The sequence below is a fragment of the Allostreptomyces psammosilenae genome (assembly GCF_013407765.1).
Taxonomy (GTDB): Bacteria; Actinomycetota; Actinomycetes; order Streptomycetales; family Streptomycetaceae; genus Allostreptomyces; species Allostreptomyces psammosilenae.
The window spans coordinates 4,916,425-4,933,135 of record NZ_JACBZD010000001.1 but is presented as its reverse complement, the minus strand read 5'-3'; the positions used below and the strand labels follow the sequence as shown (position 1 = coordinate 4,933,135).

Here is a 16,711-nt window from a genome sequence, read left to right as displayed (position 1 = left end):
GCGGGAACGCGCCGCTCAGTCCAGCCACACGTAGCCGGCGAGCCGGCCGGTGCGGCCCTCCCGCCGGTAGGAGAAGTGGTCCGGGGACTCGATGGTGCAGGTGGCGACCTGCTCCACGTCGGTCACCCCGGCCCCGGCCAGCTGTGCCCGCACCCCCGCCGGGATGTCCAGGCCCGCGGTGCCGGCCGAGGTGACCGAGCGACAGCCCGGCACCGCGGCGGCGACCTCGTCCTGCATCGCGCGCGGCACCTCGTAGCAGGAGCCGCAGGCCGCCGGGCCGGTGACGGCCCGGATCCGCCCGGGGCGCGCCCCGAGGTCCACCATCCGGGCGACCGCCGCCGGCACCACGCCGGCGGCCAGTCCCGGTCGGCCGGCGTGCACCGCCGCGGCCACGCCCGCCTCCGGATCGGCCAGCAGCACCGGGGTGCAGTCGGCGACCAGCACCGCCAGCGGCAGCCCGCGCTCCGCGGTGACCAGGGCGTCCACCTCCGGCAGCGCGGTGGCCGCGGCCGGCCAGGGGGCGTCCACCACGGCCACGTCGCGACCGTGCACCTGGTTCATCCAGACCACCCGGGCGGAGTCGAGCCCCAGCGCGCCGGCGGCGGCCGCGCGGTTGGCCCGCACCCGCGCCGGGTCGTCGCCCACGTGCCCGCCGAGGTTGAGCTCCGCGTACGGCGCGGTGCTCACCCCGCCCCAACGGTCCGTGAAGGCGAAGTGAGCACCCGCGACGTCGAAACGCTGACCTATCACCGTGTGTCGTTCCCGGCCTCGTACCGGCGTCTCAGCGCAGGAAGTCCGGGACGTCGAGCTCGATCTCCGGCTCGGGGCGGTGCGGCTCCTCGCGCACCGGCTGCGGCACCACCGGGGTGGCGCCCTCCGCCGGGCCCTCCGCTCCGGCGCCGGGGAGGGCGTCGCCGGCGGGCCGGCCGCTCTCCGCCCGGGACGCCGGCAGCTCGCCGAGCCGCGAGGAGGCCGGCGGACGCTGCTCCACCAGGCCGCCGGCGGCCGGGCCGAGGGAGCCGCGGGCACCGCGCTCCCGCTCGGCGCGCTCGGCCGCCTGGGTGGCCAGCACGGAGCGGTTGGTGGGGGTCGGCTGGCCGTTGTCGAAGCCGGCGGCGATCACGGTGATCCGCACCTCGTCGCCGAGGGCGTCGTCGATGACGGCGCCGAAGATGATGTTGGCCTCCGGGTGCGCGGCCTCGCTCACCAGCTGGGCGGCCTCGTTGATCTCGAACAGGCCGAGGTCGGAGCCGCCGGAGATGGACAGCAGCACGCCGCGGGCGCCGTCGATGGACGCCTCCAGCAGGGGGGAGGAGATGGCCATCTCGGCCGCGGCGACCGCGCGGTCCTCGTCGCGGGCGTGCCCGATCCCCATCAGCGCCGAACCGGCGTCCGACATCACCGACTTGACGTCGGCGAAGTCGAGGTTGATCAGACCGGGGGTGGTGATCAGGTCGGTGATGCCCTGCACACCGGAGAGCAGCACCTGGTCGGCCGACTTGAAGGCGTCCAGGACGCTGACCTGACGGTCCGAGATGGACAGCAGCCGGTCGTTGGGGATCACGATGAGGGTGTCGACCTCCTGGCGCAGGGCGGCGATGCCGTCCTCGGCCTGGGTCGCCCGGCGGCGGCCCTCGAAGGTGAACGGGCGGGTGACCACACCGATGGTGAGCGCACCCAGCGAGCGGGCGATGTTCGCCACCACGGGGGCGCCGCCGGTGCCCGTCCCGCCGCCCTCACCGGCGGTGACGAAGACCATGTCGGCCCCCTTGAGGACCTCCTCGATCTCCTCGCGGTGGTCCTCGGCGGCCTTGCGGCCCACCTCCGGGTTGGCTCCGGCGCCGAGGCCCCGGGTGAACTCGCGGCCGACGTCCAGTTTGACGTCGGCGTCGCTCATCAACAGGGCCTGCGCGTCGGTGTTGATCGCGATGAACTCGACGCCCTTGAGCCCGACCTCGATCATCCGGTTGATGGCGTTGACGCCACCGCCGCCGATGCCGACGACCTTGATGACTGCGAGGTAGTTCTGCGGTGCTGCCACGTCGAAGCCCTCTCGCCTCGATTTACGGGGCCGGCGGCGGCGCGGGCTGCGCCGTGCCGACTACTGCCGGATCGGAAAGGAACATCGGGTGGCCGGCCGGCGGACGGCCTCCGCATCCCGGAGCCGCCCCAACCCTAACCCTGAGGTTTAGGGTTCGAGTCGCGTGTCGACCCGGTGCTGTCCAGTGCTATGACGAGCCTAAATCGCACGGCGTCCCCGTTCAACGAACACGCCGAACCTCCCGATTTTCTTTTGGTGTGAGTGACCGTCCGGTGTTCCGGACGCCCCCTCGCAGGGGGAACTCTAAGTGATCGCGCGCCAGGGAGCGCAACCGGGCGGATCGGCCGAAGCCTGAGGGAGGGTCAGATCGGCCTATTCCAGGCCACCGAGGGCCGGCTGCTCCGGTACCGACACGTCATAGACCGCGGCCGGGTGCGCGAGCATGTCCGTCAGCACCTCCGCCTTGCGCGCGGAGTCCTCCGGGGAGCCCCAGACGACCACCGAACCGTCCGTCAACTCCAGCCGGACGTCGTCCCAGGAGTCCATCCGCACCACCTCGGTGCGCTCCCGCAGCTCCTCGGGCACCGCGAGGGCCACCTCGGCCGCCCCGGCCAGCAGCTCGGCGCGCGGGAAGGCCGCGCCGGACGGCCCGCCGTCCGGCGCCACCCGCACCACCGGGACGCCCGGCAGCGGCCCGGCGGCCTCCTCGAAGACCACCCCGTGCTCGTCCACCTCGCGCAGCCGGCCGTCCTCGTCCAGCAGGGCCACCGTGCGGTGCTCCACCACCTCGACCCGGACCGTGTGCGGCCACACCCGGCTCACCCGGACGGAGTCCACCCGGCTCAGCTCCGCCACCGCCCGCTCCGCGGCGGCGGTGTCCACCCGGGCCAGCGGCCCGCCCAGCGGCACCCGGGCCGCCTCGCGCACCTGCTCCTCGGTCAGCAGCTCGGTGCCCACCACCTGCACCCGGCGGGCGTCCAGCACCGGGGAGAAGGCGACCAGCCACACCGCGCCGCCGGCGAGGGCCACACCGGCGGCGAGCAGCGCCCAGCGGGCCGCCGCGGAGGCCGGCAGCAGCCGCCGGACCCAGTAGCCCAGCCAGGACGGCGACCGAGGCTCGCTCACCCGGGCCGCCTCAGGGCCGCCGCGCGGCGGCGATGGCCTCGTCCACCATGGCGACCAGCAGCTCGTCGGCGTCGCGGCGGCCGAACTCCGCCGCGGCCCGGCTCATCCGCTGCAGCGCCGAGGCGTCCACCAGCACCGGCAGCAGCTCGGAGAGCACCCACTCCGGGGTCAGCTCGGCGTCGTCCACCAGCAGGCCGCCGCCGGCCTTCACCACCGGCTGGGCGTTCAGCCGCTGCTCGCCGTTGCCGATCGGCAGCGGCACGAAGGCGGCCGGCAGCCCCACCGCGGCCAGCTCCGCGACGGTCATCGCGCCGGACCGGCAGAGCATCAGGTCGGCGGCGGCGTAGGCCAGGTCCATCCGGTCCAGGTAGGGCACCGGGCGGTACGGCGCCCGCCCCTGGGCGTCCTGCACCTGCGGCAGCTCGTTCTTCGGGCCCACCGCGTGCAGGATCTGCACCCCGGCCGACTGCAGCCGCTGGGCCACCGCCTGCACCGTCTCGTTCAGCCGGCGGGCCCCCTGCGAGCCACCGGTGACCAGCAGCGTCGGCCTGGCCGGATCCAGGTCGAAGTAGCGGCGGGCCTCCGCGCGCGTCGCCTCGCGGTCCAGGGTGGCGATCGAGCGGCGCAGCGGGATGCCGACGTAGCGGGCGCCGTGCAGCTTGCTGTCCGGCGTGGAGACGGCGACGAAGTCGGTGAACCGGGAGCCGATCCGGTTGGCCAGGCCCGGCCGGGCGTTGGCCTCGTGCACCACGATCGGCACCCCGGCCCGCCGGGCCGCGAGGTAGGCGGGCAGCGCGACGTACCCGCCGAAGCCGACCACCACGTCCGCCCCGGTGCGCTCCAGGACGTTCTGGGCCTCCCGCACGGTGCCGCGCAGCCGGCTCGGCACCGTGATCAGCTCGGGGGTGGGGCGGCGCGGCAGCGGAACGGCGGGGATCAGCGCGAGTTCGTAACCGCGCTCGGGGACCAGCCGGGTCTCCAGCCCCCGGCTGGTGCCCAGGGCGGTGACGCCCGTGTACGGGTCCCGGCGGCGCAGCGCGTCCGCGAGGGCCAGCGCTGGTTCGATGTGGCCGGCGGTCCCACCGCCGGCGAGCACGACATGCACCGAATCAATCACCGTTTCCGCTTCCGCGGCCGAAGCCGCGCGACAGTCTTTCCCAGCAGGCCGGGGCCCCGCGCGGCCAGCGCCCGGCGCGCCGCGGGTTCGCCGCGCGCGCAGGCCAGCAGCAGCCCCAGGGCGAACATGGTAGGCAGCATCGCGGAGCCGCCGTACGAGACCAGGGGCAGGGGCACCCCGACGATCGGCAGCAGGGCGAGCACCGAGCCGATGTTCACGGTGGCCTGGCTCATGATCCAGATCACCACCGCGCCACAGGTGTAGCGCACGAAGGGATCCCGGGTGCCCAGGGCCACGCGGAGGCCGGCGTACCCGATCGCCGTGTACAGGACGAGGACGGACAGGGTACCGGCCAGGCCCAGTTCCTCGCCGATGACGGCGAGGATGAAGTCGGTGTGCGGTTCGGGCAGCTGCCCCCACTTCTCCACGCTGGCGCCCAGGCCGCTGCCCGAGATGCCGCCGGTGGCCAGGGCGTACATGCCGTGCACGGCCTGCTGGCAGCCGTCGGCGTCGCTGGGGTTGCCCACGCAGGCGAGCCGGTCGACCCGGTGCGACTCGGCGTTGAAGAAGTACCAGCCGAGCAGGCCGGCGGCGGTGAGGACGACGGCGAACAGCCGCATCGGGGCGCCGGAGAGCCAGAGCAGGGCGAACAGGATCGCCACCATGATCATGGTGGTGCCCATGTCGCCGCCGAGCATGACCGGGACCATCAGCACCATGCCGACCGGCAGCAGCGGCACGAACAGGTGCCGCCACTGGGCCAGGGTGCCCAGCCGTTCCTTGCGGGCCAGCAGGTCCGCGCCCCAGACGACCAGGGCCAGCTTGGCGAACTCGGACGGCTGGAACTGGAAGGGGCCGCCGAACTGGATCCAGTTGCGCTGTCCGTTGACGGTCAGCCCGATGCCCGGGACGAACACCAGGGCGAGCAGCCCGAGGGCGACCAGCAGCAGCGGGTAGGCGATGGCCCGGTGCGCGGTCACCGGCAGCCGGAGGGCGACCAGCAGCAGCGCCAGGCCGAGTCCCACGCCGAAGAGCTGGCGGGTGAAGTAGTACTGCAGCGGCAGGCCGTTGTCGTAGGCCTCGATCTGGGAGGCGGAGAAGACCATCACCAGGCCGAGCACGAGCAGCAGCGCGGTGGCGCCGAGGATCAGGTAGTAGGGGGTGAGCGGGCGGCCGAGGGTGCGGCGGGTGCGGCGCAGCGCGCGCCGGCCGCGGCGGTACCAGGCGGGCGCGCGGTCGCTCTCGCCGGCGGCGGCGCGGGCGGGCCGCGCCGGGCGGGCCGCGCCGGCGGCGGGGGCGGCCCCCGCGGATCCCGTCCGCGGGGGCCGCCCGGGCGGCGTCGGTGCCTCAGCCCTGGCCATGGCGGGCGTGCACGGCGGCGGCGAAGGCGTCCCCGCGCTCGCCGTAGTTGGCGAACATGTCCATGGAGGCGCAGGCCGGGGCCAGCAGGACGGTGTCACCCGACCGGGCCATCCGGCCGGCTTCCTCGACGACCTCTTCCATGGCCCCAGTGTCGGTCCGGGCCACCTCGACGACCGGGACCTCGGGGGCGTGTCGCCGCAGGGCGGCGCGGATCCGGTCGCGGTCCCGGCCGATCAGCACGACGCCGCGCAGCCGGCCGGCGGCACCGGCCACCAGGTCGTCGAACTCGGCGCCCTTGGCGAGGCCGCCGGCGATCCAGACCACCGAGGGGTAGGCGGCCAGGGAGGCGGCGGTGGCGTGGGTGTTGGTGGCCTTGGAGTCGTCCACCCAGGCGACGCCGTCGCCGGTGGTGGCGACGTGCGCGATGCGGTGGGCGTCCGGCCGGAAGGCGCGCAGGCCGTCGCGGACCGCCGCGGCGGGCACGCCGTGGGCGCGGGCCAGGGCCGCGGCGGCCAGGGCGTTGGCCACGTTGTGCGGGGCCGGCGGGTCGATGTCCTCGACGGAGGCCAGCTCGGCGGCGGAGGTCCAGCGCTCCTTGATGAACGCGCGGTCGATCAGCAGGCCGTCGACCACGCCGAGCTCGCCGACGCCGGGCGCGCCGAGGGTGAAGCCGACGGCGCGGCAGCCCTCCTCCACGTCGGCCTCCTCGACCAGGCGCCGGGTGGCCGCATCCGCGCTGTTGTAGACGCAGGCGACCTTCGCGCCGTGGTGGATCCGGCCCTTGTCGGCGGCGTACGCCTCCATGGAGCCGTGCCAGTCGATGTGGTCCGGCGCCAGGTTCAGCACGGCGGACGCCTCGGCGCGGATCGAGGAGGACCAGTGCAGCTGGTAGCTGGACAGCTCGACGGCGAGCACGTCGTACGGCTCGGCGTCGGGGTCCTCCGGGAAGACGGCGTCCAGCACGGGGGTGCCGACGTTGCCGACCGCGGCGGCGCGCAGCCCGGCGGCGCCGAGGATGGCGGCGAGCATCTGCACGGTGGTGGTCTTGCCGTTGGTGCCGGTGACGCACAGCCAGGGGGCGGCGCCCTCGGCCGGGCGGAGCCGCCAGGCGAGTTCGACGTCGCCCCAGACCGGGACGCCGGCGGCGGTGGCGGCCTTGAGCAGCGGAGCGTCCGGGCGCCAGCCGGGGGAGGTGACCACCAGGCCGGTTCCCTCGGGCAGCCGGCCGGAGGCGGTGTCGGCGTCCGGTCCGGTCAGGACCCGGGCTCCCGCCGCGCGGAGCTGCTCGGCGCGGGCGTCGAGGGCGGGTCCGGTGCCGCCGTCCAGCACGGTGACCGTGGCGCCGAGGCGGAGCAGCACGCGGGCGGCGACCGCCCCGGAGACCCCGAGGCCGGCCACGGTGGCGTGCAGCTGCTGCCAGGGGCTGGTGCGGTCGGCGGCGGCCAGCCAGCCCGGGACGGCCGCGCTCATCGGGCCGCCCACCCGGCGTAGAAGATGCCGAGGCCGACCGCCACCCCGATGCCCTGGATGATCCAGAAGCGGACCACGACCAGGACCTCGCTCCAGCCCATGAGTTCGAAGTGGTGCTGCAGTGGCGCCATCTTGAACACCCGGCGTCCGGTGGTGCGGAAGGACGCGACCTGGATGATCACCGAGAGGGTGATCAGCACGAACAGGAAGCCGGTGACCACCAGCAGCAGCTCGGTGCGGGTGAGGATGGCCAGCGCCACCAGGGCGCCGCCGAGGGCGAGCGAGCCGGTGTCCCCCATGAAGATCTTGGCCGGCGAGGTGTTCCACCACAGGAAGCCGGCGCAGGCGCCCATCAGGGCGGCGGCGATGATCGCCAGGTCGAGCGGGTCGCGGACCTCGTAGCAGTCCGGGCCGGCGGTGACGACGTTGGCGCAGCTCTGCGAGTACTGCCACACGCCGATGAAGGTGAAGGCGCCGGCGGTCAGCACGGTGGCGCCGGTGGCCAGGCCGTCCAGGCCGTCGGTGAGGTTGACCGCGTTGGAGGTGCCGGCGATGAGCAGGCAGATCCAGATCACGATCAGCACGGCGGGCAGCTCCCAGCCGAAGTCCTGGACGAAGGACAGCCGGGTGGAGGCCGGGGTGATGCCGCGTTCGTCGGGGAAGTTCAGCGCCAGGACGCCGAAGACGACGGCGACCAGGGTCTGGCCGATCATCTTGGGCCCGGCGCGCAGGCCGAGGCTGCGCTGCTTGGAGATCTTGATGTAGTCGTCCAGGAAGCCGACCACGCCGAGGCCGGTCATCAGGAACAGCGCCAGCAGCCCGGAGACGGTCGGGGTGGTGCCGGCGATCAGCTTGGTGACGAAGTAGGCCGCCAGGGTGGCGACGATGAACACGGCGCCGCCCATGGTGGGGGTGCCGCGCTTGCTGTGGTGGGAGGTCGGGCCGTCGTCACGGATCAGCTGGCCGTAGCCCCGCCGCACCAGCAGGCGGATGAACAGCGGGGTGCCGATCAGCGAGAGGAACAGTCCGATGGCCCCCGCGAAGAGGATCTGCCGCATCATCGGGTCGTCGCACCGTCCCCGGCCGAATCCGCGAGCTCACCGTGCGCCGCCGTGGCGGTGGCCGGCGGGACGTCCGCCAGCAGCGCGTCGGCGACCTTCTCCAGCCCTTCGGAGCGTGACGCCTTCACCAGCACCACGTCTCCCGGCCGTACCGCGTTGCGCAACAGGTCGACGGCTGCCTGCGCGTCGGACACGAGCACCGACTCCTCACCCCACGAACCCTCGTTCCTGGCACCCATGTCGAGCCAGGCCGCCTCCTGGCCGCCGACCGCCACCAGATGGGTGACGTTCAGCCGCACGGCGAGCCGCCCGACAGCGTCGTGTTCGGCGAGGGACGCCTCGCCGAGTTCCCGCATCGCCCCGAGGACCGCCCACGTGGTCCGGCTGCCGCCGGCCATGGTGGCCAGGGTGCGCAGCGCGGCCCGCATGGAGTCGGGATTCGCGTTGTAGGCGTCGTTGATCACGGTGACGCCGTCGGCGCGTTCGACGACTTCCATGCGCCAACGGGAGAGCGCACCCGCTTCGCCGAGAGCGGCGGCGGTGTCATCGGGGGTCATTCCGCACTCGCGGGCCACTGCGGCCGCAGCAAGCGCGTTCGACACGTGGTGCTCACCGTACAGCCGCAAGCCCACATCTGCCGAACCCTCAGGTGTGCGCAGGGTGAACCGGGGGCGTCCGGCGGGGTCGAGCCGGACGTTCTCGGCGCGCACCTCGGCGTCGGCGGACTCGCCGAACAGGACGACGCGGGCCCGGGTGCGGCTCGCCATGGCCCGCACCAGGGGGTCGTCGGCGTTGAGCACGGCGACGCCGCCGCGACCGGGGGCGGCGTCGCCCGGGGGCAGCGCCTCGACCAGTTCGCCCTTGGCCTGGGCGATGGCCTCCCGGCCGCCGAACTCGCCGATGTGCGCGGTGCCGACGTTGAGCACCACGCCGATGCGCGGCGGGGTGAGGCCGGTGAGGTAGGCGATGTGGCCAATGCCACGCGCGCCCATCTCCAGCACCAGGTGGCGGGTGCTGGGCTCGGCGGTCAGCGCGGTGAGCGGCAGCCCGATCTCGTTGTTGAGGGAGCCCGGCGTGGCCACGGTGGGGCCGAGCCGGCCGAGCATCTGGCCGATCAGGTCCTTGGTGCTGGTCTTGCCCGAGGAGCCGGTCAGGCCGATGACGGTGGTGTCGGTGAGCCGGTCGGTGACGGCGCGGGCGAGCCGGCCGAGGGCGGCCACCACGTCGTCGACGAGCACGGCCGGCACCCCGGCGCCGCCCTCGCCGGCCACGGGGCGGGAGGCGAGCACGGCGACGGCGCCGGCCGCGACGGCCGCGGCGGCGTAGTCGTGGCCGTCCACCCGCTCGCCGACGACGGCGGCGAACAGGCCGCCGGGCGCGACCTGGCGGGAGTCGTGCACGACGGGTCCGGTGACCCGGGCCGTCGGGTCGGGGACGTCGTGGAGGGTTCCGCCGACGGCCCGGGCGATCTCGTCGACGGTGAGGGGGATCACTGCGCGCTCTCCTCGTGGTGCGGCGCGGGCCGCTGCCCCGGCTCCTGCGGGGCGGCGGCCTGCAGCCGGGCACGGTGCCGTGCGATGGCCTCGCGCAGCACCTCCCGGTCGTCGAAGGGATGGATGGTTCCGGCGATCTCCTGGCCGCGCTCGTGCCCCTTGCCGAGCACCGCGACGGTGTCCCCGGGGCCGGCCAGCGCCACGGCGGTGGCGATGGCGGCGGCCCGGTCCGGCTGGACCAGGACGGGCGCCGAGCGGGCCTCGGCCGGCAGTTCCTCGGCCAGCGGGGCGCCGGCCGGCAGGGCGCCGGCAGACGGCGGGTCCGGTGGGGCGTCCGGGCCCGGTGCGGGCAGCTCGGCGACCGTCGGGCCGGCCTCGCCGCCGGCGCGCCCGACGAGCGCCTTCTCGGCGCCCTCGCGGAGCGCCGCGAGGATCGCCAGCGGATCCTCGGAGCGGGGGTTGTCGCTGGTCAGGATGGTCACGTCGCTGCCGCCCACGGCGGCGGCGCCCATGTGCGGGCGCTTGGCCGGGTCGCGGTCGCCGCCGGCGCCGACGACCGAGATCAGCCGGCCGGCGGTGACCGGGCGCAGCGCCTGGAGCAGGGAGGAGATCGCGTCGGGGGTGTGCGCGAAGTCGACGACGGCCAGCCAGTCCTGGCCGGCCAAGATCCGCTCCATGCGGCCGGGCACGCCCGGCGTGGCGGCGACGCCGGCGGCGGCCCGCTCCAGCGGGACGCCGGCGGCGACCAGCGCGACCACGGCGCCGAGGGCGTTGGCCACGTTGAACGCGCCGGGCAGCCGGACGGCGCCCTCGGCGCGGGCGCCGTCCGGGCCGAGGACCACGAAGGTCGAGCCGAGCGGGCCGGTGCGCACCTCGGTGGCCCGCCAGTCGGCGGCCGGGTCACCGGCGGCGGAGAACGTGGTGACCGGCAGGCCGGCCCCGGTGGCGCGGGCGACGAGGCGGCGGCCGTAGGCGTCGTCGATGTTGACGACGCCCCGGCGGGCGCGGCGCGGGGTGAACAGCTCCGCCTTGGCCCGGAAGTAGTCCTCCATGCCGGCGTGGAAGTCGAGGTGGTCCTGGCTGAGGTTGGTGAAGACGGCGACGTCGAAGACCGCGCCGTCCACCCGGCCCATCACCAGGGCGTGGCTGGAGACCTCCATGGCGACGGCGTCGATGCCGCGCTCGCGCATGGTGGCGAAGAGCGCCTGGAGGTCGGTCGCCTCGGGGGTGGTGTGGGAGCTCTTGACGACCTCCTCGCCGAGGCGGGTCTCCACGGTGCCGATCAGGCCGGTGGCGCGGCCGGCGGCGCGCAGGCCGCCCTCCAGCAGGTAGGCGCTGGTGGTCTTGCCGTTGGTCCCGGTGACCCCGACGAGGGTGAGCGCGTCGCCGGGGCGGTCGTGGACGAGGGCGGCGAGGTCGCCCATCACGGCCCGGGGGCTGTCCACCACGAGCAGCGGCAGGCCGGTGGCCCCGGCCGTGGCGGCCCCCGCCGGGTCGGTGAGCACCGCGACGGCGCCGGCGGCGGCGGCCTGGGCCGCGAAGTCCGCGCCGTGCGCCCGGGCGCCGGGCAGCGCGGCGTACAGGTCGCCGGGGCGGACCGCCCGGGAGTCGTGGGTGATGCCGGTGACCGGCTGCTCGGCCACCCCCCGCACGTGGACGCCGAGGTGGGCCGCGAGGTCCTCGACCCGTTTGGGGCGGACCACCGCCGGGCGGGGCATCCCCGGGCGCTCCGCCGGGGCGGGGGCGCCCGGTTCGGCTCGGGGGGAGGGTGATGGATCTGGAATGCGCACGGTGTGTGAGGCTACCGGGCCCCGGGGTGGGCGGGAAAAAGAGGGGAGTGTCCGGCGTGGTCGCCGCCGCCCGGGGCCGCCGGGTGGTGGCCGGTCACCACGTCACCGGCATGTCGGAGGGGGCCTCGCCGCTCGGCGGGATGCGGAGGGTCTTCAGGGCGAACTCCATCACGTCCTTGAACACCGGCCCGCACAGCGAACCGCCGTAGTGGTCGCCCACCGGGTCCTGGATGGTGCAGGAGACGGTCAGCCGGGGGTTGTCGACCGGTCCGACGCCGATGAAGGAGGCGGTGTAGCCGTTGTAGCTGCCCGAGTCGTCCACCCGGTTGGCGGTGCCGGTCTTCCCCCCGATGCGGTAGCCGGGGATGCTGGCGCGGGTGCCGGTGCCCTCCTCGTCGTGGACGACCGTCTCCAGCATCCGCATCAGGGTGTCGGCGGTCTCCTCGCTGATCACCCGGGTGCGCTCCGGCTCGGGGGCGGGCTGGACCCGGCCGTCCGGCCCGGTGATGGCGGACACCAGGGTGGGCTCCACCCGCACCCCGCCGTTGGCCACGGTGGAGAACACCGAGGTGGCCTGCACGGCGTTGAGGGACAGGCCCTGGCCGAAGGGGATGGTGTACTGCTGCGAGGCGTTCCACTGCTCGGGGGCGGCGAGCAGGCCGGGGGACTCGCCGGGGAACCCGAGGCCGGTCTGCTGGCCGAGGCCGAAGCGGGTGAGGTAGTCGTGCAGCACCTCGTTGGCCTCGGCCTGGGTGTCGCCGAGCTGTTCGGCGGCCAGGATGGTGCCGATGTTGCTGGACTTGGCGAGCACCCCGGCGAGGGTCAGGTGCCAGGTGTCGTGCTCGACGTCGTCGTGGAAGACGCGGTCGGCGCGGCGCAGCGTGCCGGGCACGGTGACGTGGGTGTCCGGCGCGGCCACGCCCTCCTCCAGCACCGCCGCCATGGTGATCAGCTTGGCGGTGGAGCCGGGCTCGTAGACGTCCTGGACGGCGGGGTTGCGCAGCTGCTCGGAGCTGGCGCTGGACAGGTCGCCCGGGTCGTAGCCGGGGGTGCTGGCCATGGCGAGGATCTCGCCGGTGGCGGTGTCCTGCACGATGACGTAGCCGGACTGCGCGCCGGCCTCGGCGACCCGGTCGGTGATGGCCTGCTGGGCGAACCACTGGATGCGGCTGTCCAGGGTGAGGGTGACGTCGCTGCCGGGGACGGCGGAGGACTCCTCGCCGTAGGCGGTGGGCACCTGGTAGGCGCCGGCGCGGGTGAAGTCGATCCGGCCGTCCTGGCCGGTCAGGGTGTCGTCCAGCTGGTACTCCAGGCCGCCGCCGCCCTGGCCGTCGGCGCTGACGTAGCCGAGCACGGAGGCGGCGAGGTCCCCGCCGGGGTACTCGCGCTGGCCGTTCTCCTCGCTGAACAGGCCGACGAGGACGTTCCGGGAGCCGTCGGGGCTCTGCTCGGCGAGGATGGCGCGCAGCTCGCGGATCTGGTTCCAGGTCTGCGGGTCGACCTGGCCGGCCAGCCGCACGTACCGGGTGTCGGGGGTCCGCAGCAGGGCTTCGAGGTCGGCCGCCTCGGTGCCCAGGATGGGGGCGAGCAGGGCGGCGGCGGTGGCCGGGGCGTCCGGGTCTCCGGTCAGCTCCTCGGTGAACATGGTCGGGTCGGCGGTGATGTCGTACGCCGTGCGGGTGGTGGCGAGGACGGTGCCGTTGCGGTCGGTGATGTCGCCGCGCGGCGCGGTGATGGACTCCGAGCCGGCGCGGGCGCTCTGCGCGCGGTCGACGTAGGTGGCGGTGTCCAGGGCCTGGATCTGCACCAGACGGCCGGTGAAGACCACCAGCACCAGCGCCAGCAGCACGCCGACGATGTGCAGCCGGCGGCGCGGGCGGCCGAGCCGCACCCGGGCGACCGGACGGCGCCGGGGGGCGGTGGGCCGCCCCGCCCGACCGGCCGGCCGGCCGGTCGGGCGGGGCGGTCGGGCCGTGCGGTCGGTGCTGCCCCGGCCGGCGGTGGCGGGCCGGGGGCGCCCGGCGGCGGCCTGGCGGGCGCCCGGCACCGGGTGGCGGCCGGTGCGGCTGCGCAGTTCCTCCCGGCGCCGGTCGCGCGGCTGGCGCGAGGCGGAGGCCGGACGCGGCCGGCGCGCCGTGCCGTCGCCGGCGCGGACCGGTGCGCCGGAGGCGCCGGTCGGGCGCGAGGCGCGCCGGCCGGCGGGCGCGCGGTCGCCGCCGCGCTGGCCGCCGCTGCCACGGCCGTTGGCGGCCGCACGGCCGTCGGCGGCTCCACGGCCGCCCGTGCCGGCACGGCGGCCGGTGCGGCGGACGCCGTCGCCGCGGCGCTCGTCGGACTCGCTGGGCACGGCTCACTCACCCCCCTGCGCGGGCGCGCCGGAGGACTCGGGCGAGGCCGCGCCGCCCGAGGCGGAGGTCTCGGGGGATGCCTCGGGCGACGCCTCCGGCTGCGCGGAGGCGACGGCCGCCGAGCGGTCGCCGAGCAGCTCGCCGTCCGGGCCGAGGAAGAGCGGCCCGCCGCCGGGCACCATGCCCAGCCGTTCGGCCTCCTCGGCGAGCGCGCTGGGCGCGGAGCGCTCGTCGACCTCGCCGCGCAGCGCCTGCCGTTCCTCGGCGAGCCGCCGGTTCTCCCGCTCCAGCTCGTCGAGCTCGAAGGAGCCCTGGTTCAGGGCGGTGTTGAGGGTGAGCAGGGCGAGGAGGCCGGCGGTGAGCAGGGCGACCACCACGCCGACGAACGGCGCCCGCGCGGGCTGTCCGCCGCGTCGCCCCCGGGCCGAACCGGCGGGGGCGGGGCGGGCGGCGGTCGAGCGGGAGGCGGAGCGCCCGGCTCCGGAGTCCGGCCGGGGACGTGGGGGCCGTGGGTCGTTCGCCGGGGAACGCCGCTGCGCGGCCGGAACCCCACGGGTCCGTGCCGAACTCATCTGTCACCTCGCATCGCGCCGACCACTGACGGTCCACCAGTCTCCCAGCCCTGGCGGCATCGACCGTACGTGCCCCCGTGCCGACGCGCACACCCGACACGTGCTTATGTGGTGCCTACGGGTACCGGCGGCGCGGTGTCACGTGTGGGGAGGTCTTCCGGCAGGCGGACGGTCACCTTCTTCATGCCGCCCAGCATGCCAGCCGGCATCGGCCTCTCAGCCCTCGCGGACGCGTTCGGCGGCGCGGAGGCGGACCGGGGCGGCGCGGCGGTTCGCGGCGATCTCCTCCTCGCTCGCCTGCTCCGCGCCGCGGGTGAGCAGGCGCAGCCGCGGCAGGTGCTCCTCGGGCACCACCGGCAGGCCGGGCGGGGCGGTGGTGGCGGCCCCGGCGGCCAGCACCCGCTTGACCAGGCGGTCCTCCAGCGACTGGTAGGACATCACCACGATCCGGCCGCCCACCGCCAGCGCCTCCACGGCGGCCGGGACGGCCCGCTCCAGCACGGCGAGCTCCGCGTTGACCTCGATGCGCAGCGCCTGGAAGGTGCGCTTGGCCGGGTTGCCGCCCTGGCGCCGGGTGGCCGCCGGGATGGCCGCGCGCACCAGCTCGACCAGCCGGGCGCTGGTGGTGAACGGCTCCTTCTCCCGCTCGCGCACCACCGAGTCGGCGATCCGGCGGGCGAACCGCTCCTCGCCGTAGGTGCGCAGGACGCGGGCCAGCTCGGCGGCCGGGTAGGTGTTGAGGACCTCCGCGGCGCTGATCCCCTTCGTGGGGTCCATCCGCATGTCCAGCGGGGCGTCCTGGGCGTAGGCGAAGCCGCGGTCGGCCTCGTCGAGCTGCATGGAGGACACGCCCAGGTCGAACAGGACGCCCTGCACGCGCGGCGTGCCCGCGGCGGCCAGCACGGCCGGCAGCTCGTCGTAGACGGCGTGCACCAGCCGGGCCCGCTCCCCGTAGGGGGCCAGCCGCTCGCCGGCCAGGCGCAGCGCCTCCGGGTCGCGGTCGATGCCGATCAGCCGGACCTCGGGGAAGCGGCGCAGCATCTCCTCGCTGTGCCCGCCGAGGCCGAGGGTGGCGTCCACCACCACCGCGCCGGGCGCGGCCAGCGCCGGTGCCAGCAGGTCCAGGCACCGGTCGAGCATCACCGGGACGTGTTGCGGCACGGGGGTTCTCCTGCGGGTCGCGGGCGCGGGCGGCACCGGGGCGGTGCGCCGGGTGGGAAGCGGTCCCGGCCGGGGAGGTCCCGGGCGGCGGGTGCTCGCGGCCCGCGGCCGCGTGGCACGCCGCGCCGGACACGCGGCCGGGTCCCCGCCCGCTCGCTGGGGAAGGATGCCGTCTGGCGCCGGGGAAGGAGCGTCAGACGAGCGGTGAGCGGGTGGAGGCCCCGCCCCGCGTACGGCGACGACGGGCGACGGGGATCAGCGGTGCTGCACCGCCACGCCGAACCCACGCCGGACGCCGGCGCGCTCCGACGCCGCGGATGCGCGGCCACTCTACTCCACGGCCACGGCCGGGCGGAGCCCACCCACGGGGCCGACCGGGCGAAATCCAGGCGGAATCCAGCGGTTCCGGCGCCGATCGGGCCGCCGGCGCCCCCGCCGTACCCGCGCCGGACGCGGCGACCGTGGGGATCCTTCAAAGTTTTGCCCCGGGTTCGGTCAAACGCCGTCCACCCCCGGCGCATACGGTATGCGCATGTCCAACGAAACCCCACTCGCCGCCTCGCCGGCCGAGCCGAAGGCTCCCGTGCCCGGCGGTGATGTCATCGACGAACTGGTGGCCGCGAACCGCGAGTACGCCGCGGCCTTCGCCTCCAGCCCGGACCGCCAGGCCGGCGGCCGCCCGAGCCGGCAGGTCGCCGTGGTCACCTGCATGGACGCCCGGATCGACCCGCTGGCCGTGCTCGGCCTGCGGCTCGGCGAGGCGCACGTGGTCCGCAACGCCGGCGGCGTCGTCACGGACGACGTCATCCGCACCCTCACCATCAGCCAGCGGGCCCTGGGCACGCGCGCGGTGATGGTGGTGCAGCACTCCGCCTGCGGCATGCTGACCCTCACCGAGGACTTCCGCCGGGACCTCCAGGAGGAGGTGGGCGTGCGGCCGTCCTGGGCCGTGGAGGCGTTCGGCGACCTGGACGGCGAGGTACGCCAGTCGGTGGAGCGGATCCGCCGCTCCCCCTTCCTGGCCCACGTCGACCAGGTGCGCGGCTTCGTCTACGACGTGGAGACCGGCGCCCTGCGCGAGGTCACCGCCTGATCGGGCCACATCCCGGACGGATGGCCCCGCCCCGGCGGGGGCAGGATCCCGTTCACGCGCGGCGGGCCAACGCCGTCC

The 16,711-nt window shown here is 75.6% G+C and carries 13 protein-coding genes; 1 reads left to right on the top strand and 12 read right to left on the bottom strand.

What is annotated here, in order from left to right:
- Nucleotides 1–15 precede the first annotated feature (15 nt).
- The 12 genes from pgeF to rsmH form a co-directional block, all read right to left on the bottom strand.
- Nucleotides 16–750 (bottom strand): peptidoglycan editing factor PgeF, encoded by a 735-nt coding sequence (gene pgeF, locus FHU37_RS20420; RefSeq protein WP_179815581.1) that lies wholly within the window; start codon nucleotides 748–750, stop codon nucleotides 16–18.
- Between the two features lie 31 nt (nucleotides 751–781).
- Nucleotides 782–2,041, bottom strand: a complete 1,260-nt coding sequence (ftsZ, locus tag FHU37_RS20415; RefSeq protein ID WP_179815580.1) for a cell division protein FtsZ — start codon at nucleotides 2,039–2,041, stop codon at nucleotides 782–784.
- 372 nt (nucleotides 2,042–2,413) lie between these two features.
- Nucleotides 2,414–3,166 carry a cell division protein FtsQ/DivIB gene (locus FHU37_RS20410; RefSeq protein WP_179815579.1) on the bottom strand — a complete coding sequence of 251 codons (753 nt, stop codon included), beginning with the start codon at nucleotides 3,164–3,166 and terminating at the stop codon, nucleotides 2,414–2,416.
- A 10-nt stretch (nucleotides 3,167–3,176) separates the two neighbouring features.
- Nucleotides 3,177–4,271, bottom strand: a complete 1,095-nt coding sequence (gene murG / locus FHU37_RS20405) for an undecaprenyldiphospho-muramoylpentapeptide beta-N-acetylglucosaminyltransferase (protein ID WP_179815578.1) — start codon at nucleotides 4,269–4,271, stop codon at nucleotides 3,177–3,179.
- Nucleotides 4,272–4,279: 8 nt separating this feature from the next.
- Nucleotides 4,280–5,644 carry a putative lipid II flippase FtsW gene (gene ftsW / locus FHU37_RS20400; protein WP_179815577.1) on the bottom strand — a complete coding sequence of 455 codons (1,365 nt, stop codon included), beginning with the start codon at nucleotides 5,642–5,644 and terminating at the stop codon, nucleotides 4,280–4,282.
- Nucleotides 5,631–7,115, bottom strand: coding sequence for a UDP-N-acetylmuramoyl-L-alanine--D-glutamate ligase (murD, locus tag FHU37_RS20395; RefSeq protein ID WP_179815576.1), 1,485 nt, complete (start codon nucleotides 7,113–7,115; stop codon nucleotides 5,631–5,633). Before murD ends, ftsW begins: the two co-directional genes overlap by 14 nt.
- Complete coding sequence (gene mraY, locus FHU37_RS20390) at nucleotides 7,112–8,173, bottom strand: phospho-N-acetylmuramoyl-pentapeptide-transferase (RefSeq protein WP_218904704.1); 1,062 nt, start codon at nucleotides 8,171–8,173, stop codon at nucleotides 7,112–7,114. Before mraY ends, murD begins: the two co-directional genes overlap by 4 nt.
- The gene (locus FHU37_RS20385) at nucleotides 8,173–9,669 is read right to left on the bottom strand and encodes a UDP-N-acetylmuramoyl-tripeptide--D-alanyl-D-alanine ligase (protein ID WP_179815574.1); all 1,497 of its coding nucleotides are present in this window, start codon (nucleotides 9,667–9,669) and stop codon (nucleotides 8,173–8,175) included. Before FHU37_RS20385 ends, mraY begins: the two co-directional genes overlap by 1 nt.
- Entirely contained in the window at nucleotides 9,666–11,387 is a 1,722-nt protein-coding gene (locus FHU37_RS20380) for a UDP-N-acetylmuramoyl-L-alanyl-D-glutamate--2,6-diaminopimelate ligase (protein ID WP_179815573.1), read from the bottom strand. The genes FHU37_RS20385 and FHU37_RS20380 overlap by 4 nt, the downstream gene beginning before the upstream one ends.
- A 166-nt stretch (nucleotides 11,388–11,553) precedes the next feature.
- Nucleotides 11,554–13,533 (bottom strand): peptidoglycan D,D-transpeptidase FtsI family protein, encoded by a 1,980-nt coding sequence (locus FHU37_RS20375; RefSeq protein WP_218904703.1) that lies wholly within the window; start codon nucleotides 13,531–13,533, stop codon nucleotides 11,554–11,556.
- A gap of 276 nt (nucleotides 13,534–13,809) precedes the next feature.
- Entirely contained in the window at nucleotides 13,810–14,379 is a 570-nt protein-coding gene (gene ftsL, locus FHU37_RS20370) for a cell division protein FtsL (RefSeq protein WP_179815572.1), read from the bottom strand.
- A 216-nt stretch (nucleotides 14,380–14,595) separates the two neighbouring features.
- Nucleotides 14,596–15,540 carry a 16S rRNA (cytosine(1402)-N(4))-methyltransferase RsmH gene (gene rsmH, locus FHU37_RS20365; protein WP_312892685.1) on the bottom strand — a complete coding sequence of 315 codons (945 nt, stop codon included), beginning with the start codon at nucleotides 15,538–15,540 and terminating at the stop codon, nucleotides 14,596–14,598.
- A 532-nt stretch (nucleotides 15,541–16,072) separates the two neighbouring features.
- Here rsmH and FHU37_RS20360 point away from each other — a divergent pair.
- Nucleotides 16,073–16,633: a beta-class carbonic anhydrase gene (locus FHU37_RS20360; protein ID WP_179815571.1), complete on the top strand. Its 561-nt coding sequence runs from the start codon at nucleotides 16,073–16,075 to the stop codon at nucleotides 16,631–16,633.
- Nucleotides 16,634–16,711 lie beyond the last annotated feature (78 nt).

Excerpts from the sequence above, each read along its gene's own strand:
- ftsW (WP_179815577.1), bottom strand. The coding sequence starts at position 5,644 with ATGGCCAGGGCTGAGGCACCGACGCCGCCCGGGCGGCCCCCGCGGACG.
- murD (WP_179815576.1), bottom strand. The coding sequence starts at position 7,115 with ATGAGCGCGGCCGTCCCGGGCTGGCTGGCCGCCGCCGACCGCACCAGC.
- mraY (WP_218904704.1), bottom strand. The coding sequence starts at position 8,173 with ATGCGGCAGATCCTCTTCGCGGGGGCCATCGGACTGTTCCTCTCGCTG.
- FHU37_RS20380 (WP_179815573.1), bottom strand. The coding sequence starts at position 11,387 with ATGCCCCGCCCGGCGGTGGTCCGCCCCAAACGGGTCGAGGACCTCGCG.
- ftsL (WP_179815572.1), bottom strand. The coding sequence starts at position 14,379 with ATGAGTTCGGCACGGACCCGTGGGGTTCCGGCCGCGCAGCGGCGTTCC.
- FHU37_RS20360 (WP_179815571.1), top strand. The coding sequence starts at position 16,073 with ATGTCCAACGAAACCCCACTCGCCGCCTCGCCGGCCGAGCCGAAGGCT.